Source organism: Agrobacterium sp. LAD9, assembly GCF_003031125.1.
Classification (GTDB): domain Bacteria; phylum Pseudomonadota; class Alphaproteobacteria; order Rhizobiales; family Rhizobiaceae; genus Agrobacterium; species Agrobacterium radiobacter.
Genome location: NZ_PHGS01000002.1, coordinates 77791 through 102515, shown reverse-complemented (window position 1 = coordinate 102515; position 24725 = coordinate 77791). Strand labels below are relative to the sequence as shown.

Below are 24725 nucleotides of genomic sequence, written 5' to 3'. Positions count from 1 at the left end.
GCAGATGAAATGGCAAAGGGATATTGGATCGCCCGCGTCGATGTACGCGACAGTGAGCGCTACAAGGACTATGTCACGACGGCAAAGCCCGCCTTCGAGCGGTTCGGTGCCAATTTCCTGGCCCGTGGCGGTGCCTTGACCGAGCTGGAAGGCAAGGCGCGTGCCCGCAATGTCGTCATCGAGTTCCCGTCAGTTCAGCACGCCATCGATTGCTACAACTCCCCCGAATATCAGGCAGCCGCCAAAATCCGCCAGGAAATCGCGGATGCGGAGATGATAATCGTCGAAGGAATTTGACGGGCGTCAATCGCATTTCCAAAACCGGCCCCTGCCCTGCGACAACATCTCTTCACGCGCGCGCGGCTTTGGGCTAAGAGACTGAAAAACGCTTTATCGACAGCTTCTGAGGAGCCTCCCATGACCTTGGCCAACCTTCCACCCCTCGTCACCGTTTTTGGCGGTTCGGGTTTTGTCGGGCGGCATGTCGTGCGGATACTTGCGAAGCGCGGTTATCGCATCCGTGTCGCCGTACGTCGCCCCGATCTTGCCGGCTTCCTGCAGCCGCTCGGCAATGTTGGTCAGATTTCCTTTGCTCAGGCGAACCTGCGTTATCGCGATTCCATCGTCAAAGCCGTGGAAGATGCTGATCACGTGGTCAATTGCGTCGGCATCCTGACCGAAAGCGGTCGCAACACCTTTGACGCCGTTCAGGAATTCGGTGCGAAAGCCATTGCCGAGGCGGCCCGCGATGCTGGCGCCACGCTGACGCATATTTCCGCCATCGGTGCGGAAGCGGGTTCGCCGACCGGTTATGGCCGTACCAAGGGCCGCGCCGAAGCCGCCATCCATTCCATCCTGCCGGGCGCCGTGATCCTTCGCCCGTCGATCATTTTTGGACCGGAAGACGATTTCTTCAACAAATTCGCCAAGATGGCCCGCAGCATGCCCTTCCTGCCGCTGATCGGCGGCGGAAAAACCAGATTCCAGCCGGTCTATGTCGAGGATGTCGCCGAAGCCGTCGCCCGTGGCGTCGATGGCAAGCTGAAGGCCGGCGCCATTTACGAACTCGGCGGCCAGGACGTGATGACGTTCCGCGACTGTCTTGAGGCGGTTCTTGCCGCAACGTACCGCCAGCGTCCTTTTGTCGACCTGCCTTTCGGTATCGCCTCAACGATCGCCAAGCTCACTTCGCTGGTGCCGCTGATTAAGCCGCCGCTGACGGTCGATCAGGTGACCATGCTGAAAAAGGACAATGTCGTCTCCGCCGAGGCGGAAAAGAACGGCCTGACGCTGGAGGGTATCGGCATCACCCCCGTTCGCGTCGCCTCCATCCTGCCGTCCTACATGGTGCAATATCGCACCCACGGCCAGTTCTCAAACGCAGGTAAAGCGGCCTGAAGCTCAGGCCTGCAGCGCCAGCGATTTCAACGAAAGCGGGAGCCATTCCCGCTTTTTGTTTTTGCCCAATTCAATTGCAACCAAACCGCTATTCGTGCATTTTCTCCTCAACTGTAGGGGAGGTGTAGAATGAACTAAGGCAGATTTCTAAAGCCGGGTAAAAGTTAACGGCCGTCCGGCCGCCACAGGCAAGCGTGGCACAAGCGCAACTGTGGAAAAGACTTCGCATTAACCCGGTATTCAACAAGCTGCTTTATTGATATTCGCCACATTCCAAACATATCCCGAACCCTCACTTCACACACGGCGGCACGATCCGCGCGAACGAACGTCTGAAAGGCAATAATAAAATGGGCAGATCTATCGCACTCTTTTTTGCGTGTGCGGCTTTGGTGGTTCTGGCGGGTTCTTTCATGGCGCCGGGAACGGTTGCAGCGGGCAAGAGCGGTTGCGCTCCCGCCTACGGCGTCGACCCCTGCGCAACGGCTTCGATCAGCACCAACTGATCGGCCTTTAAAAGTTTCAAAGAAAAAGCGCCGCCGGTTCTCCGGGGCGCTTTTTCTGTTTTTGTTCGTTCATTACGGACGAGGGTTATTCCCGTCCTCGGCTCAGCCGAAAACCAGAAGCGCGATCAGCCCCAGCGAACCGATGGCGATGCGCCACCAGGCAAAGGGCGCAAAGCCCCGACGCGACACAAAATCCAGCAGAGAGCGAACAACAAAGAGGCCCGAGACAAAAGCGGCGATGAAACCGACGGCAATCAGCGCGCCGTCATCAAAACTCAGCGCATCGCGGTTCTTGTAAAGGTCGAGCGTGAAAGCGCCGAGCATGGTCGGCATCGCCAGAAAGAACGAAAATTCGGCGGCGGAGCGCTTATCCGTGCCCATCAGCAGCGAGCCGACGATTGTGGCGCCGGATCGCGACGTGCCGGGAATCATCGCAAGGCACTGGAAGAGGCCGATCTTGAAGGCAAGCGACGGCGGATAATCCATGATGTCGGTATATTTCGGTTTCAGCGGCATGCGATCGACTGCAAGCAAAATGACGCCGCCGATGATCAGCACCACGCAGATGAGCATCGGCGTTTCAAACAGCACGGTCTTGATGAAATCATGCGCCAAGGCGCCGATTATCGCCGCCGGCAAAAAGGCGAGAGCGACGGCCAGCACGAAACGACGCGCCTTGGCGCTGGTTGGCAGGGCCAAGGCTATAGACATAAGCTTTTGAAAATAAACGAGAAGAATCGCAAGGATCGCGCCGAGCTGAATGAGGACGGCAAAGGTGTTGCCGGGTGATTTGAAGCCGAGGAAATGCCCGGCCAGCAGCACATGTGCCGTTGAGGAAACGGGAATGAACTCCGTCAGACCCTCGATAATGCCCAGCAGAAGCGCGCTGATGATCGATTGGTCACCCATGAGGTATCCTTCTTTTCAGGGGGAAGTGGCAATGGAAGGCAATTGCGTTAAACTTGTTTTAAAGTAGCCAAGCTCTTATAGCGTCTTGATGAAGCGAAACTGAAAAAGTTTTCCGGCAAATGCCGATCATGACAACCAATCGTAAAAATTGAGTACCGATGCCAACTCTCTATCACTCTCCGATGTCGACCGCATCCCGGTTCGTTCGTCTGATCCTTGCGGAATACGGGTTCCAGACCGATCTCGTGGAGGAGCAGCCGTGGGAAAGACGGCGGGAGTTTCTGGCGCTCAATCCGGCCGGCACCCTGCCGGTCTATCTCGATGACAATATGCGCTCGCTGAGCGGGCCTTATGTGCTTGCCGAATTTCTCGACGAAACGCATGGCGTTCTGAAGCGCGACCGCCGGCTTCTGGCGGAAGACCCGTTTCAGCGCGCGGAAATCCGTCGCCTGACGGAGTGGTTTCTGCAGAAGATGGAAAATGACGTGACCCGGCCGCTGGTGCGGGAACGGGTCTATAAATTGCAGATGACGGCGGCCCAGGGCGGCGGACCGCCGGATTCCAAGCTGCTGCGCACCGCCCGCAACAATATCCGCCAGCATATCAAATATCTGGAATGGCTGGCCGGTTCGCGCACATGGCTCGCCGGCGATCGGTTGAGCTATGCCGACCTTGCCGCAGCGGCCGGCGTTTCGGTGCTGGACTATCTCGGCGAGATCAACTGGCTCGAAGCGCCGATTGCCAAGGAATGGTATCAGCGGCTGAAATCGCGCCCGTCCTTCCGGCCGTTCCTGAGCGAGCGCATTCCGCGCCTTGCCCCCTCCTCCCACTACGCCGATCTGGATTTCTAAGTTCCAGTCCTGCTGGTTGTTTGCTGTGGCCTGCGGCTCAGCCTATATATGCCGCAGAATAGCCCGCAGGAGAAACGACCATCGACGTCGCGAGCGAAAAGCAGCGGATACGCGCGCACAAACTGACGGACTTCGTTCGTCAGGAAGCGCTTTCGCTCGGCTTCGATCTCTGTCGCATCACCGCCCCAGACAGCATTCCGCTCACGCCGGAACGGCTGAGACAGTTTCTCGACAACGGCTATCACGGCACGATGGCGTGGATGGAGGAAACGGAAGCACGGCGTGCCGAACCGAAAACGCTGTGGGGCGACGTGCGCTCCATCGTCATGTTCGGACTGAACTACGGCCCGGAAGAAGATCCGCGCGACCTGCTTTCCAAACCGGACAAGGCCGCCATTTCGGTCTATGCCCGCAACCGCGATTATCACGACATCATCAAGGGGCGGTTGAAGGAGATCGCAACCCGTTTTGCCGCGCGCGCCGGCGAGGATGTGAAGGTCTTTGTCGATACCGCGCCTGTGATGGAAAAGCCGCTCGCCGCCGCAGCCGGTCTCGGCTGGCAGGGCAAGCACACAAACCTAGTAAGCCGCACCCATGGCTCATGGCTGTTTCTCGGCAGCATGTTCACCACGGCCGAACTCTGTTTCGATGAGGCCGAAAAGGATCATTGCGGTTCCTGCCGCGCCTGTCTCGATGCCTGTCCGACGGCTGCCTTCCCCGCGCCCTATCAATTGGACGCTCGCCGCTGCATCTCCTATCTCACCATCGAGCACAAGGGGCCGATCCCGCACGAGTTCCGGCCGATGATCGGCAACCGCATCTATGGCTGCGACGATTGCCTTGCCGCCTGTCCGTGGAACAAATTTGCGGCCAGCGCCTCCGAGATGAAACTGCAGGCGCGCGAGGATCTGAAGGAACCTTCCATCGCCTTCCTGCTCACGCTCGATGACGCTGCGTTTCGCAGTTTCTTCAGCGGCTCACCGGTCAAGCGCATCGGCCGCAATCGCTTCATCCGCAATGTGCTGATCGCGGCGGGAAACTCCGCAGACCGGCAATTCGTGGAACAATGCAAGGCGCTTGCGGAAACTGACCCTTCGCCCGAGGTGCGCGGCATGGCCGCATGGGCTTTGTCACGGCTTATGGACAGGGACGAATTCCGTACATACTCTGCCGGTCGCGCCCCGGAGCCTGATCCGGAGGCGGAAATGGAATGGCAACTGGCAGAGGCGTGAACCATGCATGTGATGATTTTTGGCGCGGGATATTCGGGCAAGGCCATTGCAAACGCGCTGAAACCCGAGGCCGCAAGCCTTTCCGGCACCACACGCAGCAAAGACAAGTTCGCAAGCCTCGCCGCAGCGGGCATGACGCCGTTCCTCTTTGACGGGGTCGACCTCAATGACGAGCTCATCGCCGCCATGGGCAATGTGACGCATCTCGTACAATCCGTCGCGCCGGGCAAGGATGGCGATCCGTTGCTTGCGCTTCTGGGTGGCGATCTGAAAAAGTTCCTGCCCAATCTGACATGGGTCGCTTACCTTTCCACCGTCGGCGTTTATGGCGACCATCACGGCGCCTGGGTGGACGAGACGACACCCTGCCGCCCTGTTTCCGCGCGCTCCGTGGAACGGGTAGCCGCTGAGGCTGCCTGGACTGAAGCAGCCCAAAAGGCGAATGTGCCGCTTTCCATCCTGCGCCTGTCCGGAATATATGGCCCGGGACGTAATGCCTTCATGAATTTCGAGAAGGGAACTGCGCGGCGGCTTGTGAAGAAGGACCAGGTGTTCAATCGCATCCGCGTCGAGGATATCGGTGCCGCACTTGCCTTTCTGGCACGAAAAAACGAACGCGGTATCTTCAACGTGACAGATGATGAACCCTGCCCGCCGCAGGATGTGGTGAGCTTCGCAGCGACGCTGATGGGCGTGGAACCGCCGCCCGAGCAGGCTTTTGAAACCGCCGATCTGACGCCGATGGCGCGCTCTTTCTATGGCGAGAACAAGCGCGTTTCGAACGCCAGAATACGCGATCTTGGCTTCGATTTCCGCTTTCCGGAGTACAGGCTCTCCCTGAAACAATTGTGGGAAAACGGCCTCTGGCGAGGCTGAGAATGGTCCCATCGAAAGCGATGAAAAATCCTTCCAATCCGGCTTTTGCGGATGGTTTTCGTCTTATTTCAGCTAATTAGGACTTTATTAACCATCCAAAAATCACTAAAATCGTAGTCATTAGAAAAATATTTCACTCACATTTCGTGAAGTGGATTCACGAAGCCGTGACTTGCAACAACATTTCCATTGAGCGTTGATTCTGCATTATTTTTTCCGAATTGTGACAGGGATGGCCAGACGACGCCTTTCCGGCTAACGATCACGAATATTACAGACTGTAACAGTTCGTGATTTGAGATCAGCTTTTTTTCGCCATTTTTCCCTCGCCCTACAATCTCGCATCAAAAGGCGTTTAGGCCAGTTCATGGCCGTTTAGCAAGGGCACAATCAATCGGCGCGGGGCCGATTTTCAGGGAAGCACAGTTTGTTGAATATCCGTCGTATAACTTTCACCGCTGCAACTATCGCCGCCTGTTCCATCATTGCGCCTCTTCAGGCGAATGCGGCAAATGGTTGTGGAGGCGCATCGTGGTATGCGTTGACCTCCAAGACTGCTTCTGGCGAGCGCATGAACGCCGCCAACCTGACCGCCGCCCACCGCTCGCTGCGGTTCGGCACCAAGGTCAAGGTGACCAATGCCCGCAATGGCAAGGCCGTTGTGGTGCGCATCAACGACCGCGGGCCGTTCATCAAGGGTCGCGTTCTCGATCTTTCCAAGGCGGCCGCCAAGAACATCGGCATGATCAACTCCGGCACCGCCAAGGTTTGCTACGAGATCGTCAAGGCCGATTGAGCCTTGCCCTCGCCGCCATTCGCGTCTACCAACCGGGCTTATCAGAAGAACGAGGTAGACAATGCGTTTAGGCGGGCGTTTGGCCGGAGCAATCGAAGTATTGGCGGATATTGAGGGACGCAGGCGTCCCGTCGCCGATGCTCTGAAAGATTGGGGCCTTGCCCATCGTTTTGCCGGTTCCGGCGACAGGGCCGCAATCGGCAACATCGTCTATGACGCGCTGCGCATGAAACTGTCGCACGCCTGGCTGATGGATGACGATAGCGCCACCTCTCTCGGTTATGCGGTTCTGCTGCGCCAATGGGGCAAGAGCTTTTCGGACCTTTCGGCAGAATTCGACGGCGACAAATTCGCCCCCGCCGCACCGGACGAACAAAGACAGCAGGCCTTTCTCTCCCGCTCCCTCGCTGACGCACCGGCCCATATTCAGGGCGACATACCCGAATGGGTACAATCTTCCCTCGAAACGGCATTCGGAGAGCGCTGGCTCACTGAGGCTCAGGCGCTGAACGAGCGACCCACGCTTGATCTGCGCGCCAATACCTTGAAAGCGACGCGCGACAAGGTGCTAAAGGCTTTGGAAGAAAGCGGCGCGGAAGCCACACGTATCGCCCGGCAGGGCGTGCGCATTCCCGCCGGCGAGGGCCCTTCCCGCCTGCCGAACGTCACCGCCGAACTGTCCTTCCAGAAAGGCTGGTTCGAAGTGCAGGACGAGGGCTCGCAGATTGTTGCCGATCTTGCAGGTGCGCATGAAGGCGAACAGATCCTCGATTATTGCGCGGGCGGCGGCGGCAAGACGCTGGCCATGGCTGCCAGCATGAACAATAAGGGCCAGGTCCACGCCTTTGACGCCGACCGCAAGCGCCTTGCGCCGATCATCGAGCGGCTGAAGCGGGCCGGCACGCGCAATGTGCAGGTCCATGACCGCGCATCAGGCCTTACGCCGTTTCAGGGAAAATTTGACCGCGTTCTGGTGGACGCGCCCTGCACTGGTACCGGAACCTGGCGCCGACGCCCCGATACCAAATGGCGGCTGACGGCGCGCAATCTGGAAGAGCGCGTGCAGCAGCAGGGCGAGGCGCTTTCGCAGGCCAAGGGTTTCGTGCGCCCGGGCGGAGAACTGCTTTATGTCACCTGTTCGGTTCTGCCCGAAGAAAACGAGCAGCAGGTCAAGCGCTTCTGCGCGGACAACCCGGAATTTTCCATCGGCTCTGCACTGGAACGCTGGCAGACAACTTTCGGCGGCAATGCGAATAAACCGCATTCTTCCGACGGCAGGACAGTGACGCTGACGCCTGCAACCACAGATACGGATGGCTTCTTCTTCTGCTTGATGAAACGCAAAGCATAGTACCCTCTTTGCAAGCACTGATTTTACTTGAAAAACAGCCCTCGATCTTGTTTCAAAGCATTCTAAACTAGAATGTTTGACACAAGTTTGTGATTGGGTCAGAACTCGCTTGCCGCGGCGCGAAGTCATTTCGCGCCTGCCGAAGGAGAGGGATCATGATCCGCAAAACCATTCTCAGCGCTTCTTTTGCGCTTCTTGCCGCATCTGCGGCTTTTACCGCGCTCCCCGCACAGGCCGCCACTGACGCGGCCGCCGTCGTCAAGCATTATGCTGATGTCGCGCATGCGAAATACGAGGATTCGCTGACCACGGCGAAGGCGCTGGACAAGGCCATCGATGCGCTGATCGCAACGCCGAGCGAAGAAACCCTGAAAGCCGCGCGGGAGGCATGGATCAAGGCCCGTGTTCCCTATCAGCAGTCGGAAGTCTATCGTTTCGGCAACCCGATCGTCGATGATTGGGAAGGCAAGGTGAATGCCTGGCCGCTGGATGAAGGTCTGATCGATTACGTCGACGGTTCCTATGGCACCGAAAGCGACGAGAACGAACTCTACGTTGCCAACATTATCGCGAATCCGAAGATCAAGATCAGCGGTGAAGAGGTCGACGCCTCCAAGATCACCCCCGAGCTGATCGAAAGCCTGCACGAGGCGGGCGACGTCGAAGCCAATGTGACGACCGGTTACCACGCCATCGAGTTCCTGCTTTGGGGTCAGGACCTGAACGGCACCGGACCGGGCGCGGGCAACCGCCCCTATACCGATTATGACAAGGCGAAATGCACGAACGGTAATTGCGACCGCCGGGCCGATTACCTGAAATCCGCCTCGACCCTGCTGATCAAGGATCTTCAGGAGATGGTGGATGCCTGGGCGCCGGAAGGCGAAGCCACGAAGACAGTGGAAGCCGATCCCAAAGCGGGCCTGACCGCCATTCTCACCGGCATGGGCTCACTCTCCTATGGTGAGCTGGCCGGCGAACGCATGAAGCTCGGCCTTTTGCTGCATGATCCAGAAGAGGAGCATGATTGCTTCTCCGACAACACCTATAATTCGCATCTTTACGACGCCATCGGCATCGCGTCGGCCTATACCGGCGACTATACCCGCGTGGACGGGACGAAGATGACGGGCGCCTCGCTGTCTGAACTGGTCGGCGCCAAGGACAAGGCACTGAACGACGAGATGCTGGCGAAGCTGAACAAGACACTCGACGCCATGCACGCGATGGAAAAGCGCGCCCAGACCGTTGAGGCCTATGACCAGATGATCGGCGAAGGCAACAAGGAAGGCAACGCCGTGGTTCAGACGGCCATCGATGGCCTTCTCGACCAGACGAAGACTGTCGAACGCGTCATAGCGGCGCTCGATCTCGGCAAGATCGAGCTTGAAGGCTCCGAGAGCCTCGACAATCCGAACGCCGTCTTCAAATAAGCGGCAAAGCGGGCCGCAGATTGCTGCGGCCCGTTGCTCTCCATCGCCCCTGTTGTCATGCAATTTTTGCTGCCGCCGACCCCTAAGCCGTTCTTCTTAACCGGGGCAGCCTGCCTTGTGGCGTCGATGGCGCTTGCCGAACCGCTGCGTAGCGATCTGACGGAGACAGATCGAGGCCGCGTCCTGGCCGTGACCACCCCAACGACGGATTTTACCAGGCCGGAACCTTTCGAGGCCATGTCCGGCGGAGCAACGACCAGCACCGGCAAACCCGACAGCGGCGCGTTTTCGCATCCTTCCGCCACAATGCCGCTGGAGCGGAAACAGGATTTCAAGCTTGGCAACGCGCTGTTCCAGAAGCTCTGGGTCTCTTCTCCCTCCTCCACACAGGCCTCGGACGGTCTGGGGCCGCTTTTTAATGCCCGTTCCTGCCAGACCTGCCATGTGAAGGATGGCAGGGGTCGACCGCCCCTTGCCGGAGAAGAGGCCGTCTCCCTCTTCCTGCGGCTGGCGCGACCGGCCCGCGATGAAGCCGAACGACAGGCCATTGCCAGCCACCAGGTCTTGAATTTTTCCGACGAGACCTATGGCCGGCAGCTTCAGAACCTGGCCATTCCCGGCCTCGCCGCCGAAGGCAAACCGCTCATCACCTATACGGAAAAGCCGGTTCAGCTACCGGGGGGCGAGGTGGTGATGTTGCGCAAGCCCGACTATGCCGTGGCTAATCTGCAATATGGCCCGCTTGGCGCCGACACGACGCTTTCGGCGCGCATTGCCATGCCTACCCTTGGGCTTGGCCTGATCGAGGCCATTGCCGAGACCGATATTCTGGCCAACGCCGACCCAGACGACAACAATGGCGACGGCATTGCCGGGCGTCCGGCATGGGTCAAGGATCATCGCACTGGCGAGATAAAACTCGGACGGTTTGGCTGGAAAGCGCAGAATGCGAGCGTGCGCGACCAGAGCGCCAGCGCCTTCTCCCATGATATCGGCATTTCCACGCCGGATGCGCCGAACGCCTATGGCGATTGCACTGAAGCCCAGAATGACTGTCTGGCCATGCCGACCGGCGTGCAGCCCAGGCTCGGGCCGGTAGAAGCGCCCGACCCGGTTCTCGATCTCGTGACCTTCTACACCGAAAACCTCGCCGTACCGCGCCGCCGCAATGTCGATGATCGGGTGGTTCTGCAGGGGAAGCAGCTTTTCTATGCCTCCGGCTGTACCGCCTGCCATACCCCAAAATTCGTCACCCGACGCGATGCCGCCGACCCCATGCATTCTTTCCAGCTGATCTGGCCCTATTCCGATTTTCTGCTGCATGACATGGGCGAAGAGCTTGCCGACGGCCAGCAGGTGGGTGAAGCAAGCGGGCGGCAGTGGCGTACCCAACCGCTCTGGGGCATCGGCCTGACACAAAAGGTCAATGGCAACGGTTTTTACCTGCACGACGGCCGGGCGCGCAGCCTGCCGGAAGCGATATTGTGGCACGGTGGCGAAGCGCAGAAAGCGCGCGACGCCTTTGCCGCCTTGCAAAAATCCGACCGGCAGGCTTTGCTGGCCTTTCTGGAGTCCCTTTGATGAACAATGCCATGCGAAAAATCTCCGGCCTCTTTTCCGTGCTGCTGCTTCTGGCCAATCAGCCGGCAAACGCACAGGACGTGGAACTGATGCCGCCACCGCCGCTTGACCCCATGCAGGTGCGGGGTGTCATGGAAAAGGCTGTGAACGGTTTCATCCGTCCCGGCTATGACCACTTCCGGCAATCGGCGGAGACGCTGGAAGGCCGTATGAAAGCGTTTTGCGCCGCTCCGTCCCAAACGACTGAGACGGCAGCGCAGGCGGCTTTTGCCGATACTGTCTCGAGCTGGTCGACCATCGAGATCGTGCGTGTCGGCCCTGTCATCGAGAAGAACCGTTTCGAACGCGTGCTTTATTACCCCGACAAGAAGAGTCTGGGCCTGAAACAGGTGCAGCGTTATCTCGCCGAAAAAGATGAAAGCGTCACCAGTGCCGAACGCCTGAGCGGCAAGAGCGTTGCGGCGCAGGGGCTCGGCGCTCTCGAATTCGTACTTTACGGAACCGGAGCGGAAGAGCTGCTCGACAGGAAGGGTGATTTCCGCTGCCGTTATGGCGCCGCCATCGCCGGCAATATCGCCAATGTGGCGGCGGAACTTTCCGACAGCTGGAATGCACCTGATGGCGCGCAGAAGAACTGGACTGAGCCCGGTGCGGACAACCCCGTCTTTCGTGACGAGCGCGAGGCGCTTGTTGCCCTGCTAGGCATTCTCGTCCACGGCTCCGAGGCCATCCGCGACCAGCGGATCGAAACCTTCTACAAGGGGCCGGACAAGGCAAGATTTCCCCGCACCGCCATTTACTGGCGCTCCGGCCTGACCTGGAAGAGTATTTCAGCCAACATCAAGGCGGTTCAGACCCTGCTGCGCACGGCCGATATGGTCGAACTCGTGCCGCCTGACCAGCGCTCCATCGTCAACTCCATCGATTTCATCGCCAAATCGATGATCCGCGTTGCCGGAACCATCGATACGGATGTGCAAAAGGCGCTGGATCAGGACGATCAGCGCGCCAAGGTGGATTATCTGCTGCTCAACGGCAAAGACCTGATCTACCGCCTGAACGATCAATATGGCGGCGCAATCGGCCTCAGCTCCGGCTTTTCCTTCGCCGACGGAGACTGAGCCGATGATCTCAGGCAAAAAGCCGATGCTGATGGACCGGCGAAGCTTCATCAAGGCGGCGGGCATTCCCTTCCTCGCCACGCTTGCCCCCGGCTCGCTGCATGCGCTGGAACGCGCCGATGCCGTCTTCGCTTCAGCCTTTCGCGCCCGTGACGGCTCCTACGGCATCGCGACCATCAGCGAGCGCGGCGAGATCATCGACCGCGTCGCGCTTCCCGCCCGCGCCCACGGAATGGCGACGAGCCACGCGACCGGCATGACAGTGGCCTTTGCGCGCCGACCCGGCACCTTCTTCATGGCCTTCGACCCCGCGCGGCGTCACGAGCCGATCGTGATGCACACGCCGGAGAACCGTCATTTCTATGGCCACGGGCAATTCTCACCCGATGGCGCAATCCTTTATGCCAGCGAAAACGACTTCGACGGCAATCGTGGCGTCATCGGGCTCTATGACGCCCGCAACGGCTTTGCCCGCATCGGCGAATATGACGCGCATGGCATCGGCACGCATGACATGACGGTGAGCGATGACGGGCGGCTGATGGTGATCGCCAATGGCGGCATCGAGACCCATCCGGATTTCGGACGAACCAAGCTCAATATCGACAATATGCAGCCCTCTCTTGTGCTTCTCGATACGGCGACCGGCCAGTTGATTCAGAAACACGCAATGCCGGATCGTCTGCGGCAGCTTTCCACCCGCCATGTGGATCTCGGCGATGACGGACGCATCTGGTTTGCCTGCCAATATGAGGGACCGCGCAACGACCTTCCGCCGCTTGTCGGACATTTCTCGAAGGGTGAGGATGTGTCCCTCGTGGATTTGCCCCAGGAAACGACGATGCGCCTTGCCAATTACGTCGGGGCCATCGCCGTCAACCGGCGCGATGGGCTGGTGGGCCTGACATCGCCCAACGGCAACGCCGCCGTGACGCTGGATGCAAAAACCGGGCGCGTTTTATCCGAGACGACGGTGCGGGAAGCCGCGGGCGTCGCCCCTGCCGCGAACGGCATTGCTGTTTCTTCCTATGACGGATTTTTCGAGACCGTGCGAAGCGACGTGGCATGGGACCAGCATATCGTGCGTCTCTCCAGCTAAAATACTGAAAAGGCACGGGAACAAAAGCATGGTCGGCGCATTGGATGCGTCATGAAAAACCTTACCGTGTACATTGTTTTCGTAGTTGCAGTTGTTGCCGTTGGAGCGCTGATCGGCGTCAACAATGTGCCGGGCGAATGGTATCAATCGCTGCAGAAACCATTCTTCAATCCACCCAACTGGATTTTCGGGCCGGTCTGGACGGCGCTTTACGTGCTGATCGGCATTGCCGGCGCCCGCACCTGGATCAGGAAGCCGATGGGGACGCGTATGCGCCTCTGGTTCACGCAGATGATACTGAATTTCCTGTGGTCGCCGATCTTTTTCGGCATGCAGAGCCCGGCAGGCGCACTCGTCATCATCATCCCCATGCTGATCTGCATCATCGCCTTCATGGCGCTGACCTACCGCCGTGACCGCATATCGATGTGGCTTTTTATGCCCTATGCGCTGTGGGTCGCCTTTGCCACGGTGCTCAACGCAAGCATCAGCATGCTGAACTAATTCGGCTGCAAGCCCTTGCCTTGCCCGCCGCCACGCGCCATGTCAGTCTGCGACAGGGCAGAAGGCAGGCAGGTAAGCCATGGAGATCACGGATCCCGGCGATTTTCGTCAGCGGATAGAAAGCAGCTTTGCGCGCCAGGGCGTGGTGCAGGCGATCAACGCCGAGATCACCCGTATCGAACACCGGCTGGTGGAAATCGAACTGCCTTTTCATGAAAAGCTGACGCAGCAGCACGGCATATTACATGCGGGCGTCATCGCCGCCGGTCTGGATACGGCCTGTACCTATGCGGCCTATACGATCATCGAGCCTGACGCCTCGCTGCTGACCATCGAGTTCAAGGTCAACCTCATGTCGCCCGGACGCGGCGAACGGTTCCTGTTTCGTGGCGAAATCATCAAGCCCGGAAACAACCTGATCGTCGCCGATGGCCGCGCTTATGCGCTTTCGGACGGGCCGGCAAAGCTGATCGCCTCCATGACCGGCACCATGATGGTGGTAAAGGGTCGCGAGGATATTACCGGATGAACTACCGGCTTTTGCATGTTGCGGATAAATCCGTCCTCTTCGTCATGGCGGCTTCCGCCGAATACGGCCCCCATCTACAGGCCCGCATTGCGCCGCTGATGACCGGCGTCGGCCCGGTCGAGGCTGCGATTTCGGTAACGGCCGTTCTTGCCGGTCTCGATGCGGCAGACCATTTGCCCGACCTCGTCGTTTCTCTCGGCTCTGCCGGTTCACGCACTCTGGACCAAACGGGCGTCTATCAGGCGATTTCGGTTTCGTATCGCGATATGGACGCCTCCGCCTTCGGTTTCGAAAAGGGTCGCACGCCCTTTCTTGACCTGCCGGCCGATGTGCCATTGCCTTTCCTCATACCCGGCATTGCCGAGGCACGTCTTTCCACCGGCGCCAACGTGGTTTCCGGTGCGGCCTATGGGGCGATCAACGCCGACATGGTGGAAATGGAAACCTACGCCGTGCTCCGTGCCTGCCAGCGCTTCGGCGTACCGCTCGCCGGTCTGCGTGGTATTTCCGATGGCAAGGCGGATGTGAACCATGTGGATGACTGGACGGAATATCTGCACATCATCGACGAAAAGCTGGCGGAGGCCGTCGACGGGCTTTGCCGCGCCATTGAAGACGGTACGATCGCCCTTTGAAACCTTGCGATTTTCGCAAATTTCCGCTGTTTGACACCCGCTTCCGGGTTGCCTAAAGCCGCCATTTTCTTTAAAGGCTCGCCATGACCCAGATAGCCCATCCCGACAGCATTCTCATCATCGATTTCGGCAGCCAGGTGACGCAGCTGATTGCGCGCCGCATCCGCGAAGCCGGGGTCTATTGCGAAATCCATCCGTTTCAGAATGCCGCAGAGGCGTTTGAGAAGCTTCAGCCCAAGGGCGTGATCTTCTCCGGCGGCCCCGCATCCGTGACGGCGGAAGGAAGCCCGCGCGCGCCGCAGGCCGTGTTTGACAGCAAGGTTCCGATCCTCGGCATCTGCTACGGCCAGCAGACGCTCTGCACGCAGCTCGGCGGTGTCGTCGAGGGCGGCCATGCGGCGGAATTCGGCCGGGCCGATATCGACATCAAGAAGGCAAGCCCGCTTTTTGAAGGCTTCTGGGAACAGGGCAAGAGCTATCCCGTCTGGATGAGCCATGGCGACCGTGTAACGAAGCTGCCGGAAGGTTTCGAGGTCATCGCGACCTCCGAGAACGCGCCTTTCGCCATCGCCGCGGACGAGACCCGTCACTACTACTCCACCATGTTCCACCCGGAAGTGGTGCATACCCCTGACGGCGGCAAGCTGCTCTCCAACTTCGTGCACAAGATCGTCGGGCTTAAATCCGACTGGACGATGGCGGCTTATCGCGCCGAGATGATCCGCAAGATCCGCGAGCAGGTCGGCACCGGCCGCGTGCTCTGCGCACTCTCTGGCGGCGTCGATTCCTCGGTTGCGGCTATTCTCATCCATGAGGCGATCGGCGACCAGCTCACCTGCGTTTACGTCGACCATGGCCTGATGCGGCTTGGTGAAAGCGAGCAGGTGGTCGGCATGTTCCGCGACCATTACAATATTCCGCTTGTTCATGTTGACGCCGCCGATCTGTTCCTCGGCGAACTCTCGGGCGTTTCCGATCCGGAAGCGAAGCGCAAGACCATCGGCCGCCTGTTTATCGAAGTCTTCGAGGCCGAAGCGGCCAAGATCGCCGCCGACGGCAAGGGTGCTCCGAATTTCCTCGCACAGGGCACGCTTTACCCTGACGTCATCGAGAGCGTCTCCTTCTCCGGCGGCCCCTCTGTCACCATCAAGAGCCACCACAATGTCGGCGGTCTTCCCGAGCGCATGAACATGCAGCTCGTGGAGCCGCTGCGTGAACTTTTCAAGGACGAAGTACGTGCGCTTGGCCGTGAACTCGGCCTGCCGGACAGCTTCATCGGCCGCCACCCCTTCCCAGGTCCTGGTCTGGCGATCCGCTGCCCCGGCGCGATTACCCGCGAGAAGCTCGATATTCTGCGTAAGGCCGATGCGATTTATCTCGATGAAATCCGCAAGGCTGGTCTCTACGACACCATCTGGCAGGCTTTTGCCGTGCTGCTGCCGGTGCAGACCGTCGGCGTCATGGGCGATTACCGCACCTATGACTTCGTCTGCGCGCTGCGCGCCGTGACCTCGGTAGACGGCATGACGGCGGATTTCTATCCCTACGACATGAATTTCCTCGGCCGCGCGGCAACCCGCATCATCAACGAAGTGCGGGGCATCAATCGCGTTGTCTATGACGTGACGAGCAAACCGCCCGGCACGATCGAGTGGGAATAGGACTATAATCGACACAGTGGCGTTGCTACCGCAACGCCGCCATGTCGAAGGCAGTTTAAACGATGACGCCGCGACTAGTTCGCGGCGTTTCTGTTTTGTCGTGTGAGATAGATCATCTGGGCGGCCAGGCCGACCACGAGGATCGCCAGCAACCCTGCCTGAACACCGAGAAGCAGCGGTGATTTCAGGTCCGTAACCAGAGGGTGACCGTCCGGAACACGACGCAGGATTTCGCTGGCCGTCGGGACCATCAAAAGAAACGCAGTGATGCTGAGACAGATGGTTTCAATATATCTGGCCAGGCGCGTTGAACCAAGAACGCGTTCGATGCCGTAACCTGCAAGCAGGAAAAGGATGGTCAGGACGCCAACGCCATAGCTGATCGGCTGATGCGCGACGAGGAAGACCGTCGCAGCTCCAATCAGCATGGAAACAAGATAGAGGGTGCCCGGCGCTGATCGCGGAACGATTCGACCGTAGCGGGCAAACATGTAAATGGCGGCGGGAATGGCCGGCAGGCTTCCAAGTGTATGGATCCAGCCAAGCGGAGAAATTCCGAACATGAGAGATTGCCTTTCTTGTCCAAAAGGACGGGGTGGTTCGGGAAGCAGACTGTCATCAACAAATCTGCCAGCTTAATGCTGTCTGTTGTTTCGGTGGCATGCCGCCCGGGCCACGCCTTCACGTTCCCCGCGAGGCCCCGATTTTAAGCGGTCATGCGCTCCAGCAGGGGGCGGGTTATTGCACCAAAAGTCGTCGCATCACCGTGAGCACGGGCGGAAAGCATCGCGCCATGCACGGTGGCCATGAAGATTTCAGCATTGGCTCTGGCAGTTCCGCTCAGCGCGATGCGCCCTTGGGCAACGCCGCGTTCCAGAACGGTGGTGAGCCAGTCCGAGAGACTTCGAAAATGCGCGCGCACTTCAAGAGCGACTGCTTCAGGCAGAACCGGAATTTCACTGGCGAGCAAAGCGCAGACGCAGAAGGGATGAGTGGCCTCGGCGATACAGCCCTCCCAATAGCCGATATAGGCGCGAAGCTGTTCGAGCGGATCGGAAACGTTTCGCTCCAGTTCGGCGATACCGGCTTCCGCCTCCTGCCTGTATTGCGCAACCAGTTTTTGGACCAGGTCGGTCTTGCTGGGAAAATGGTGGTGAATGCTCGCATTGCGAATACCGACCACAGCGGAAATATCGGCATAGCTGAAACTGTTGTAGCCGCCCTTTATGATCAGGAAGCGTGCGCAACGAAGAATTTCATCCGCTTTGGTTTGTGGATTTTTCATAGTAATTACCTACCAACTAGTAGGTAGAATGTCAACCCGAAGCCGTTTGCCTTATGGCTGCTGACGGAATCCCGCCGGAAACCAGATGTGCGCGGGGCCGATATTACGGGACGTACCGACTGCCGAAAGCGACTAAAAAATGAACCACCAAACAGTGATCGCCCATTCCGGTCCGCAAGCAGCTGTCGCGCGGTCGGCTAGACCCGACACCGCTTATGCGTTTGACTTTCTGCGCTTTTTTGTCAGTATTCGACTGTCTTTCGCAGAGTACCGCCGGCCCCGCACCGCTTTAAGGGGTGTAATCAGTCCACCAGGACAGGCTGCCGTTCGTCCTATCGAGGACAATAGAAGGAAGCCCATCGATGACATCCGATGCCGATCCGAAGCCTATGTCACGCGCCGCCGCGATCCTGTACGCCATCAGTTTGCCGCTGGGCCTGATGGCCTTGGTTTTTCTGCCTGCGGGCAGGATCAACTGGTGCCCGGGCTGGATTTTCGTCGTGGTCGTCGTCGTTTCTTTTGGCCTTTCCGCGCTGGTATTGGCGCGTGTGAACCCGGTCATTTTCCGCGCGCGCAGCCGGTTCCAGCCGGGTACCAAGAAATGGGACCTGATTCTGGTCTCCGTGATCCTTTTGGCTTTTTTTGCTGAAATCCCGGTTGCGGCATTCGATGCCGGCCGGATGGAGTGGTCTGCCGTGCCGTTGTGGGTCGTGCTGCTCGGCTACATCCTGCTTGTCGGCGGTATTGCGGTTACGGCCTGGGCCCAGGCCGTCAATCCGTTCTTCGAGCCCGGGGTCCGAATCCAAAGCGAGCGCGGGCAGCGGGTGGTCACGTCGGGCCCATACCGTATCGTGCGCCACCCCGGTTACACGGCCGCAATCGGCATGTTCACTGGCATACCGCTCGCATTGAGTTCCTGGATAGCCCTGCTCCCCGCGGCTTTGGCCATCGTGCTGCTAATCATCCGTACCGGCTTGGAAGACCGCCTGCTGCAGGCCGAATTGCCCGGTTATTCTGAATATGCCCGTCAAAGGCGCTATCGGCTGTTTCCCGGTATCTGGTAAACGTCACAAAGCTTTTGTTCTCTTTTTGTTCTTTCAATTTTAACCGGTGATGGTAATATCGCGGCCCTGGCAAAGGCCATGGAGCATCGTCATGAGTTTCGAGTTGGCAGAGGAAGGAAGCTCAAAGCAGCTTTGCTTCGAAGGGTGGGAGTCGGAGAAAATACGGCGTTTCAATCCGCGATTAAGCAGCAAGCTCCTGATCATGGTGAAACCGCCGGCAGCCTTGGCGGAACGAATTTTTGCCGATGCGTCGTGCCATGCTGCGGGGCGGACGAAGCGTGAGGCCTATCCGCCGGAGCTTCTGCATATAACCCTGCTCTGTGTCGGATGTTTTGAGACCGTGCCTCACGGGCTGGTACATCGGCTGAAGGCGACGCTCGGGGAAATCAAGGCGCGGCCTGTTCCGATCACATTCGATGGATCGTCGCTCTTCGGCAATCGCAACAGTCTGGTGCTACGCAGTGGCAGCGAGATGCAGGAGCTTAAGGCTCTGGCGAAGATGGTGCAGCGCTCCCTTTGGCGAGCAAACCTGCCCTATGTCGCCGCATCGTCTTTTACACCGCATCTCACCATGATCTACGGCTGCGGGAAAATCGAGCTGATGCAGGTTGAGAAACCCTATAGCTGGCTGGTGGGGAACTTCGAACTTGTGTTCAGTCACAATGGCGAAACGCGGCATGAATTGCTCGAGCGCTTCGCACTTTCGCCGAAAGCAGACCGTTATGAGCGGCCTGAAAGCCAGTTACATTTGCCGGGAAAAGTGATCGGACCTTCGAAACGGCCGATGCAAAGGGTGGCGATGCGGTAAGATGCACCCGAAGTGGCATAGCACTTCCCACGCCGATAGTCATTTCCGCATCCGCTATTGAAAGCTATACGGAACCTTGTTTTGCGAAGCCGGGGCGCTTTTCGCGCCATCCGCGTATCCACCGCGCCCGTAGAAAACCGATCCGGTTGTCGATCCTGAGCGCAAGCGAGGCGGTATCGCCTCGCAACGGATAATGACCAGCTTAGAGCTGTACCTTGTCGAAAGCCTTACCGTCGATACCAAGAGCTTCAAGATCGGCACGGGCGGGCTTGCGATGTGCGCGAACAGCGGCCGAAACCGAGAGCGCTGCACCGAGAACGGCGAAAGTTTCACCGAAGAAGTTACGCGATGTCTTTGCAACCTGACGCATTTTTCTCTCCATCTTTGATGCCCAGATAATGGGCATTTCGGCCCCGTTCTACAACTCATGATGTAGCAGGGAAGCCATGCAGCTTTGCTCGCGCTCGTTCGGATATCAGCCATTGCGATTTTGCATGACTTAGCATCAAGACGGGGCAAATGCGCAGGGGCAATTCAGCGGGCGGGTTGAATAAGGCGGATATTTTGTTATGCCGGAGAGCTTGAAGACAAAGAGGCTGGCAGCATGACGATCACCATTTACGGCATCAAGAACTGCGACACGATGAAGAAGGCCAGAAGCTGGCTGGAGACCCATGGCGTCGACTATTCTTTCCATGACTACAAGGCGTCGGGCATCGACCGCGCCCATCTGGAAACATGGTGCGATGCCGCGGGCTGGGAAACGGTTCTCAACCGCGCCGGTACGACCTTCAAAAAACTCGACGACGGCCAGAAGACCGATCTGAACCGTGAGAAGGCTATCGCGCTGATGCTGGAGCAGCCCTCCATGATCAAGCGTCCGGTGCTGGAGGCGAAGGGCAAGATAACTGTCGGTTTCAAGCCTGAAACCTACCAGACCCTTTTTGCGTGACTGCAACCTGTCATGTCCAAAACAACACGCGCCACCCAGATGCTGACCAAGGCAGGCGTTGCCTTCACCACTGTCACCTATGATTACGATCCGAATGCAGACCGCATCGGTCTGCAGGCGGCCGAGGCGATCGGTGAGCCACCGCATCTGGTGTTGAAAACGCTGATGGCGGAGCTGGATGGCAAGCCGGTCTGCGTCGTCGTCCCTTCGGATCGTGAGGTCAGCATGAAAAAGCTGGCCGCCGCCTTCGGAGGTAAATCCGCCAGCATGATGAAGCCTGCCGATGCGGAGCGCGCCACCGGTTACCATGTCGGCGGCATCAGCCCTTTCGGGCAGAAAAAACAGGTGCCGACGGCCATCGAGGCCGGGGCGATGACGCATGATTATGTCTACATGAATGGCGGGCAGCGTGGCCTGCAAGTGAGGCTTTCGCCCCGCGATGCCCAAATGGCGCTGAAGGCCATCGCCGCACCGCTGGTCGCCGATTGAAGTGCCGGAGGGCATGCCTGAAAGCATTTGGCTTTCGGGAGGAATGGGCTATGGTCGGCGCCTCCGATTGAAATAGACGAAGGCAGATCATGACCGTTTCTCCCATCGATCCCGTCAAACTCGAAAAACTGGCCGAAGTCGCCATCAAGGTCGGCCTGCAATTGCAGAAGGACCAGGATCTGGTGATTACAGCGCCGCTGGCAGCCCTGCCGCTGGTGCGATTTTTGACCAAACACGCCTATCTGGCAGGTGGCGGACTGGTCACCACCTTTTATTCCGATGAAGAAACCACGCTTGCGCGCTATCGCCATGCCAGTGACGCCAATTTCGACCGGGCTTCCGGCTGGCTTTATGAGGGCATGGCAAAGGCTTATGCCAATGGCGCAGCGCGGCTGGCGATTGCCGGCGACAACCCCATGCTGCTGGCCGAACAGGACCCGGCCAAGGTTGCCCGCGCCAACAAGGCCAACTCCACGGCATACAAGCCGGCGCTGGAGAAGATTTCCAATTTCGACATCAACTGGAACATCATCTCCTATCCCAACCCGTCTTGGGCAAAGCAGGTCTTTCCTGATGTGACGGAAGACGAAGCGGTCCGCAGGCTTGCCGACGCCATCTTCGCCGCCTCGCGGGTGGATTTGGCCGATCCGGTCGCGGCGTGGGCGCAGCATAATGCCAATCTCGCCAAGCGCTCGGCATGGCTGAACGGCGAACGTTTCGCTTCGCTGCATTTCACCGGCCCCGGCACGGATGTGAAGATCGGCCTCGCGGACGGCCACGAATGGCATGGCGGCGCCTCCACCGCCAAGAATGGTGTGACCTGCAACCCGAATATCCCGACTGAAGAAGTGTTCACCACACCACATGCGCTGCGCGTGGATGGTTACGTCTCCAGCACCAAGCCGCTGTCGCATCAGGGAACGCTGATCGACGATATCCAGGTGAAGTTCGAGGCGGGCCGTATCGTCGAAGCCAAGGCTTCCAAGGGCGAAGCTGTATTGAACAAGGTGCTCGACACCGATGAGGGCGCGCGGCGTCTGGGCGAAGTGGCGCTGGTGCCGCATTCCTCACCGATTTCGGCAAGCGGCATCCTGTTCTACAACACGCTGTTCGATGAAAATGCCTCGTGCCACATCGCGCTCGGCCAGTGCTATTCAAAATGCTTCCTTGACGGCGCCTCGCTGTCGCAGGAGCAGATCATGGCGCAGGGCGGCAATTCCAGCCTGATCCACATCGACTGGATGATCGGCTCCGACAAGGTGGACATTGATGGCGTGAAGCCGGATGGCTCCTCGGTTCCAGTGATGCGAAAGGGCGAATGGGCCTGACGGGACCTATCTCGGCAACTGACTGCGCTGACTGAGCCAGATGCTGAAAAGCACCGCGACGAAACCTGCGATCTGTGCTGGCGTGAGGCTTTGGCCAAGCGCCAGCCAGCCGAGCAGGGTTGCAACGACCGGGCTTAGAAAACCGAGCGATGCGGCGGCGGAAGGTTCGACGCGGGTCAACCCGCGGAACCACAGAAAATAGGTCAAGGCGGCGCCGATAAGTCCCAGATAGGTCATGCCAAGGATATTGGCCGCTGTCGGTGTCGGCAGGGCCGGTTCCAGGAAATAGGCGACCGGCAGCAGCAGGATACCCCCGGCCGTCAGTTGCCAGGCGGTGAATGTGAGGTTCGACACCGGTGGCCGCCATTTGCGGGTCAGCACCGTTCCGAAAGCCATGGATACGGCACCGGCAAGACCTGCTGCCACCCCGATACCATCCAGCGCAGCACCCGGCGCCAGAACCAGAAGAGCGACACCGACAATACCCAGAAAACCGGCCGCGATGGCCAGCGGCCGAACCGGTGCTGCGAGAAACAGCCGGGAGAGGCCAATCACGATCAGGGGCTGGACCGCGCCCACCGTTGCCGCCACGCCACCCGGCAGCCGATAGGCTGAAACGAAAAGCATCGCCCAGAAGAACGAGAAATTCAGCGCCCCCAGAATGAAGCTGCGCGGCCACCAGATGCCCTGCGGCAGCTTTCTCACGAAAAGCAGCAGGAGCACGCCGGCCGGCAATGCGCGCAGCATGGCGACATGCAGGGGATATCCCTGCGGTAAAAGTTCCGTCGTGACGAAATAGGTGGTTCCCCAGATGGCCGGGGCAAGGGCGGTCACCAGCACATCGGCGGCATAGGTCGTATTTTTCTTCATTTCAAGAATCTCTATATCAAGATAAATGCAATCTAGCTGATTTTATCTTGACGTCAAGATACCAGTTGTTATGCCTTGGGGATGAGCAAAGAACCGTTTGACCGCGTCGATCACATTCTGGCGCAATGGCACAGGGAGCGGCCCGATCTCGACGTCGGCCCCATGGGGCTCCTCGGGCGCTTGAACCGTCTCACCACCCATCTCGGTCGAGAGGTGGAGGCGGTGCTGCTGAAGCATGGGCTTTCCTCCTCCGCTTTCGATGTTCTGGCGACATTGCGGCGCTCCGGTTCGCCCTACCAGCTCTCCCCCGGCGATCTGCTTGCCATGGCGATGGTAAGCTCCGGCACCATGACCAACCGCATCGACCAGCTTGAAAAAGCGGGGCTGGTGGAGCGCATACACAACCCAAATGACCGGCGCAGCGTCCTGATATCGTTGACGGAGCGGGGGTTTGCCATTGTCGAGGAAGCGGCCGGCGCTCACGTCGAAAACCAGCACCGTCTGGTTGCCGGCCTCAGCGAAGAAGAGCGTGCGACGCTGAACCAACTGCTGAAACGGTTTTTGCGAGATTTCGAAGAATAGGCTTTCCGGGCCGGGCAAACACGCAATGGCCGCGTGATGGCGCTTGTTTCGCCCCAGAAAATCCTGTAAGCAATTTTCCATAAACCTGTACTACAGGTTGGAGGAAAAATGTATAACGCCATTTCCCACGAAACCGGTCTCGTCAGCAGCACGATCGGCGCGATCACCCGCCACATCAGGGAAAACGAACTTGCCCCCGGCGCGAAACTCCCCAGCGAGCTTTCGCTCTCACAGCAGCTCGGCGTCTCCCGTACCGTCGTTCGCGAGGCCTTCAGGTCTCTGTCCGCCATGCGGCTGATCGATGTCAGCGCCGGCAAGCGCGCCACGGTGGCGACACTGGATCATGGTGCGATGTCATTGATGTTTGAACATGGCATTCACACCGAACAGATCAACATCCAGCAGATCTACGATGTGCGCCGTACGATCGAAGTCCGAACCGTGACCCTCGCGGCGCTGAGGCGCACGGATGCGGAAGCGCTCACCATTCTCGACCATGCCAACAATATGGAGCGGGATTTCGGCGACAACGACAAGGTCATGGAACACGATCTTGCCTTCCACCTCGCCGTTGCCAGAGCGTCGAAAAACCCGGTTTTCGAACTTATTCTCGGTGCCTTCCAGAATGTGACGCGCCAGACATGGCCGATCGGCTGGAAAAGCCGCACATCCGACGCGCAGCGCCATGCCGCAGGTGAACTTCACATCGCCATCGGACAGGCCATTGCCGCAGGAGACCCGCAAACGGCCTCAACGCTGATGGCCCGGCATTTCGATGAAAGCGTGCACGCGCTTCTGGCGGCCGGCATCGCCTGATTTTTTCAACACAGTTCCAGACGGAACACGACTTGCCTCTGGAGGAGAC

General features: G+C 59.0%; 28 protein-coding genes. 23 read left to right on the top strand and 5 right to left on the bottom strand.

The window, feature by feature from the left end; translation table 11 throughout:
- The first annotated feature begins 9 nt into the window (after positions 1-9).
- From DA915_RS01245 to DA915_RS01230, 3 genes are all read left to right on the top strand, one after another.
- Positions 10-297, top strand: a complete 288-nt coding sequence (locus tag DA915_RS01245) for a DUF1330 domain-containing protein (protein ID WP_107674945.1) — start codon at positions 10-12, stop codon at positions 295-297.
- A 120-nt stretch (positions 298-417) separates the two neighbouring features.
- Entirely contained in the window at positions 418-1398 is a 981-nt protein-coding gene (locus DA915_RS01240) for a complex I NDUFA9 subunit family protein (RefSeq protein ID WP_107674937.1), read from the top strand.
- A gap of 350 nt (positions 1399-1748) precedes the next feature.
- The gene (locus DA915_RS01230) at positions 1749-1904 is read left to right on the top strand and encodes a hypothetical protein (RefSeq protein ID WP_004439462.1); all 156 of its coding nucleotides are present in this window, start codon (positions 1749-1751) and stop codon (positions 1902-1904) included.
- Between the two features lie 102 nt (positions 1905-2006).
- Here DA915_RS01230 and DA915_RS01225 read toward each other — a convergent pair whose 3' ends face one another.
- Positions 2007-2813: an undecaprenyl-diphosphate phosphatase gene (locus DA915_RS01225; RefSeq protein ID WP_060727073.1), complete on the bottom strand. Its 807-nt coding sequence runs from the start codon at positions 2811-2813 to the stop codon at positions 2007-2009.
- Between the two features lie 158 nt (positions 2814-2971).
- Between DA915_RS01225 and DA915_RS01220 the strand changes: the two genes are divergently transcribed.
- From DA915_RS01220 to guaA, 13 genes are all read left to right on the top strand, one after another.
- Positions 2972-3664 (top strand): glutathione S-transferase family protein, encoded by a 693-nt coding sequence (locus DA915_RS01220; protein ID WP_003503856.1) that lies wholly within the window; start codon positions 2972-2974, stop codon positions 3662-3664.
- Between the two features lie 80 nt (positions 3665-3744).
- Positions 3745-4896: a tRNA epoxyqueuosine(34) reductase QueG gene (queG, locus tag DA915_RS01215; protein ID WP_107674935.1), complete on the top strand. Its 1152-nt coding sequence runs from the start codon at positions 3745-3747 to the stop codon at positions 4894-4896.
- 3 nt (positions 4897-4899) lie between these two features.
- Positions 4900-5772, top strand: coding sequence for an SDR family oxidoreductase (locus DA915_RS01210; RefSeq protein ID WP_107674933.1), 873 nt, complete (start codon positions 4900-4902; stop codon positions 5770-5772).
- Positions 5773-6199: 427 nt separating this feature from the next.
- Positions 6200-6568 (top strand): septal ring lytic transglycosylase RlpA family protein, encoded by a 369-nt coding sequence (locus DA915_RS01205; RefSeq protein ID WP_003503862.1) that lies wholly within the window; start codon positions 6200-6202, stop codon positions 6566-6568.
- 61 nt (positions 6569-6629) lie between these two features.
- A complete protein-coding gene (locus DA915_RS01200; protein ID WP_107674930.1) occupies positions 6630-7919 on the top strand; it encodes an RsmB/NOP family class I SAM-dependent RNA methyltransferase in 1290 nt (429 codons plus the stop codon).
- A 155-nt stretch (positions 7920-8074) separates the two neighbouring features.
- A complete protein-coding gene (locus DA915_RS01195; RefSeq protein WP_107674928.1) occupies positions 8075-9352 on the top strand; it encodes an imelysin family protein in 1278 nt (425 codons plus the stop codon).
- A 126-nt stretch (positions 9353-9478) separates the two neighbouring features.
- Positions 9479-10933, top strand: a complete 1455-nt coding sequence (locus DA915_RS01190) for a di-heme oxidoredictase family protein (RefSeq protein ID WP_244600684.1) — start codon at positions 9479-9481, stop codon at positions 10931-10933.
- Positions 10933-12054 (top strand): imelysin family protein, encoded by a 1122-nt coding sequence (locus tag DA915_RS01185; protein ID WP_107674926.1) that lies wholly within the window; start codon positions 10933-10935, stop codon positions 12052-12054. Before DA915_RS01190 ends, DA915_RS01185 begins: the two co-directional genes overlap by 1 nt.
- Positions 12055-12058: 4 nt before the next feature.
- Complete coding sequence (locus DA915_RS01180) at positions 12059-13153, top strand: DUF1513 domain-containing protein (RefSeq protein ID WP_060727077.1); 1095 nt, start codon at positions 12059-12061, stop codon at positions 13151-13153.
- 51 nt (positions 13154-13204) lie between these two features.
- The gene (locus DA915_RS01175; protein ID WP_107674919.1) at positions 13205-13657 is read left to right on the top strand and encodes a TspO/MBR family protein; all 453 of its coding nucleotides are present in this window, start codon (positions 13205-13207) and stop codon (positions 13655-13657) included.
- 79 nt (positions 13658-13736) lie between these two features.
- Complete coding sequence (locus tag DA915_RS01170) at positions 13737-14186, top strand: PaaI family thioesterase (protein WP_003503875.1); 450 nt, start codon at positions 13737-13739, stop codon at positions 14184-14186.
- Positions 14183-14821: a 5'-methylthioadenosine/S-adenosylhomocysteine nucleosidase gene (locus DA915_RS01165; RefSeq protein ID WP_080864327.1), complete on the top strand. Its 639-nt coding sequence runs from the start codon at positions 14183-14185 to the stop codon at positions 14819-14821. The genes DA915_RS01170 and DA915_RS01165 overlap by 4 nt, the downstream gene beginning before the upstream one ends.
- Positions 14822-14904: 83 nt before the next feature.
- Positions 14905-16482, top strand: coding sequence for a glutamine-hydrolyzing GMP synthase (gene guaA, locus DA915_RS01160; protein WP_003503879.1), 1578 nt, complete (start codon positions 14905-14907; stop codon positions 16480-16482).
- Positions 16483-16556: 74 nt separating this feature from the next.
- Here the strand turns inward: guaA and DA915_RS01155 are convergent, their stop codons facing one another.
- Positions 16557-17045, bottom strand: a complete 489-nt coding sequence (locus DA915_RS01155) for a hypothetical protein (RefSeq protein WP_003503881.1) — start codon at positions 17043-17045, stop codon at positions 16557-16559.
- Between the two features lie 143 nt (positions 17046-17188).
- The gene (locus DA915_RS01150) at positions 17189-17767 is read right to left on the bottom strand and encodes a TetR/AcrR family transcriptional regulator (protein WP_107674917.1); all 579 of its coding nucleotides are present in this window, start codon (positions 17765-17767) and stop codon (positions 17189-17191) included.
- 362 nt (positions 17768-18129) lie between these two features.
- Here DA915_RS01150 and DA915_RS01145 point away from each other — a divergent pair, with 362 nt between their 5' ends.
- Both DA915_RS01145 and DA915_RS01140 read left to right on the top strand, forming a co-directional pair.
- Positions 18130-18831: an isoprenylcysteine carboxylmethyltransferase family protein gene (locus DA915_RS01145; protein ID WP_174014687.1), complete on the top strand. Its 702-nt coding sequence runs from the start codon at positions 18130-18132 to the stop codon at positions 18829-18831.
- Positions 18832-18922: 91 nt separating this feature from the next.
- A complete protein-coding gene (locus tag DA915_RS01140) occupies positions 18923-19639 on the top strand; it encodes a 2'-5' RNA ligase family protein (RefSeq protein ID WP_107674915.1) in 717 nt (238 codons plus the stop codon).
- Positions 19640-19841: 202 nt separating this feature from the next.
- Here DA915_RS01140 and DA915_RS28780 read toward each other — a convergent pair whose 3' ends face one another.
- Positions 19842-20009, bottom strand: a complete 168-nt coding sequence (locus DA915_RS28780) for a hypothetical protein (RefSeq protein WP_003503889.1) — start codon at positions 20007-20009, stop codon at positions 19842-19844.
- 234 nt (positions 20010-20243) lie between these two features.
- On the opposite strand from DA915_RS28780, the gene DA915_RS01130 reads away from it, so the two are divergent.
- The 3 genes from DA915_RS01130 (at position 20244) to DA915_RS01120 (ending at position 22408) form a co-directional block, all read left to right on the top strand.
- The gene (locus DA915_RS01130; RefSeq protein WP_003503890.1) at positions 20244-20591 is read left to right on the top strand and encodes an ArsC family reductase; all 348 of its coding nucleotides are present in this window, start codon (positions 20244-20246) and stop codon (positions 20589-20591) included.
- 12 nt (positions 20592-20603) lie between these two features.
- Entirely contained in the window at positions 20604-21080 is a 477-nt protein-coding gene (gene ybaK / locus DA915_RS01125) for a Cys-tRNA(Pro) deacylase (RefSeq protein WP_107674914.1), read from the top strand.
- Between the two features lie 89 nt (positions 21081-21169).
- Positions 21170-22408, top strand: a complete 1239-nt coding sequence (locus DA915_RS01120; protein ID WP_107674912.1) for an aminopeptidase — start codon at positions 21170-21172, stop codon at positions 22406-22408.
- Positions 22409-22414: 6 nt separating this feature from the next.
- On the opposite strand, the gene DA915_RS01115 is transcribed toward DA915_RS01120, so the two are convergent.
- On the bottom strand, positions 22415-23278 hold the full coding sequence (locus DA915_RS01115) for an EamA family transporter (protein WP_107674910.1): 864 nt from the start codon (positions 23276-23278) through the stop codon (positions 22415-22417).
- An 81-nt stretch (positions 23279-23359) separates the two neighbouring features.
- On the opposite strand from DA915_RS01115, the gene DA915_RS01110 reads away from it, so the two are divergent.
- On the top strand, positions 23360-23860 hold the full coding sequence (locus tag DA915_RS01110; protein ID WP_003503904.1) for a MarR family winged helix-turn-helix transcriptional regulator: 501 nt from the start codon (positions 23360-23362) through the stop codon (positions 23858-23860).
- 108 nt (positions 23861-23968) lie between these two features.
- Positions 23969-24676 carry a FadR/GntR family transcriptional regulator gene (locus DA915_RS01105; RefSeq protein ID WP_003503906.1) on the top strand — a complete coding sequence of 236 codons (708 nt, stop codon included), beginning with the start codon at positions 23969-23971 and terminating at the stop codon, positions 24674-24676.
- Positions 24677-24725 lie beyond the last annotated feature (49 nt).

Excerpts from the sequence above, each read along its gene's own strand:
- DA915_RS01225 (WP_060727073.1), bottom strand. The coding sequence starts at position 2,813 with ATGGGTGACCAATCGATCATCAGCGCGCTTCTGCTGGGCATTATCGAG.
- DA915_RS01220 (WP_003503856.1), top strand. The coding sequence starts at position 2,972 with ATGCCAACTCTCTATCACTCTCCGATGTCGACCGCATCCCGGTTCGTT.
- DA915_RS01185 (WP_107674926.1), top strand. The coding sequence starts at position 10,933 with ATGAACAATGCCATGCGAAAAATCTCCGGCCTCTTTTCCGTGCTGCTG.
- guaA (WP_003503879.1), top strand. The coding sequence starts at position 14,905 with ATGACCCAGATAGCCCATCCCGACAGCATTCTCATCATCGATTTCGGC.
- ybaK (WP_107674914.1), top strand. The coding sequence starts at position 20,604 with ATGTCCAAAACAACACGCGCCACCCAGATGCTGACCAAGGCAGGCGTT.
- DA915_RS01165 (WP_080864327.1), top strand. The coding sequence starts at position 14,183 with ATGAACTACCGGCTTTTGCATGTTGCGGATAAATCCGTCCTCTTCGTC.
- DA915_RS01115 (WP_107674910.1), bottom strand. The coding sequence starts at position 23,278 with ATGAAGAAAAATACGACCTATGCCGCCGATGTGCTGGTGACCGCCCTT.
- DA915_RS01140 (WP_107674915.1), top strand. The coding sequence starts at position 18,923 with ATGAGTTTCGAGTTGGCAGAGGAAGGAAGCTCAAAGCAGCTTTGCTTC.
- DA915_RS01210 (WP_107674933.1), top strand. The coding sequence starts at position 4,900 with ATGCATGTGATGATTTTTGGCGCGGGATATTCGGGCAAGGCCATTGCA.
- DA915_RS01190 (WP_244600684.1), top strand. The coding sequence starts at position 9,479 with ATGGCGCTTGCCGAACCGCTGCGTAGCGATCTGACGGAGACAGATCGA.
- DA915_RS01230 (WP_004439462.1), top strand. The coding sequence starts at position 1,749 with ATGGGCAGATCTATCGCACTCTTTTTTGCGTGTGCGGCTTTGGTGGTT.
- DA915_RS01150 (WP_107674917.1), bottom strand. The coding sequence starts at position 17,767 with ATGAAAAATCCACAAACCAAAGCGGATGAAATTCTTCGTTGCGCACGC.
- DA915_RS01180 (WP_060727077.1), top strand. The coding sequence starts at position 12,059 with ATGATCTCAGGCAAAAAGCCGATGCTGATGGACCGGCGAAGCTTCATC.
- DA915_RS01245 (WP_107674945.1), top strand. The coding sequence starts at position 10 with ATGGCAAAGGGATATTGGATCGCCCGCGTCGATGTACGCGACAGTGAG.
- DA915_RS01195 (WP_107674928.1), top strand. The coding sequence starts at position 8,075 with ATGATCCGCAAAACCATTCTCAGCGCTTCTTTTGCGCTTCTTGCCGCA.
- DA915_RS01240 (WP_107674937.1), top strand. The coding sequence starts at position 418 with ATGACCTTGGCCAACCTTCCACCCCTCGTCACCGTTTTTGGCGGTTCG.
- DA915_RS01120 (WP_107674912.1), top strand. The coding sequence starts at position 21,170 with ATGACCGTTTCTCCCATCGATCCCGTCAAACTCGAAAAACTGGCCGAA.
- DA915_RS01145 (WP_174014687.1), top strand. The coding sequence starts at position 18,130 with ATGACATCCGATGCCGATCCGAAGCCTATGTCACGCGCCGCCGCGATC.
- DA915_RS01155 (WP_003503881.1), bottom strand. The coding sequence starts at position 17,045 with ATGTTCGGAATTTCTCCGCTTGGCTGGATCCATACACTTGGAAGCCTG.
- DA915_RS01105 (WP_003503906.1), top strand. The coding sequence starts at position 23,969 with ATGTATAACGCCATTTCCCACGAAACCGGTCTCGTCAGCAGCACGATC.
- DA915_RS01130 (WP_003503890.1), top strand. The coding sequence starts at position 20,244 with ATGACGATCACCATTTACGGCATCAAGAACTGCGACACGATGAAGAAG.
- DA915_RS28780 (WP_003503889.1), bottom strand. The coding sequence starts at position 20,009 with ATGCGTCAGGTTGCAAAGACATCGCGTAACTTCTTCGGTGAAACTTTC.
- DA915_RS01110 (WP_003503904.1), top strand. The coding sequence starts at position 23,360 with ATGAGCAAAGAACCGTTTGACCGCGTCGATCACATTCTGGCGCAATGG.
- DA915_RS01170 (WP_003503875.1), top strand. The coding sequence starts at position 13,737 with ATGGAGATCACGGATCCCGGCGATTTTCGTCAGCGGATAGAAAGCAGC.
- DA915_RS01200 (WP_107674930.1), top strand. The coding sequence starts at position 6,630 with ATGCGTTTAGGCGGGCGTTTGGCCGGAGCAATCGAAGTATTGGCGGAT.
- DA915_RS01175 (WP_107674919.1), top strand. The coding sequence starts at position 13,205 with ATGAAAAACCTTACCGTGTACATTGTTTTCGTAGTTGCAGTTGTTGCC.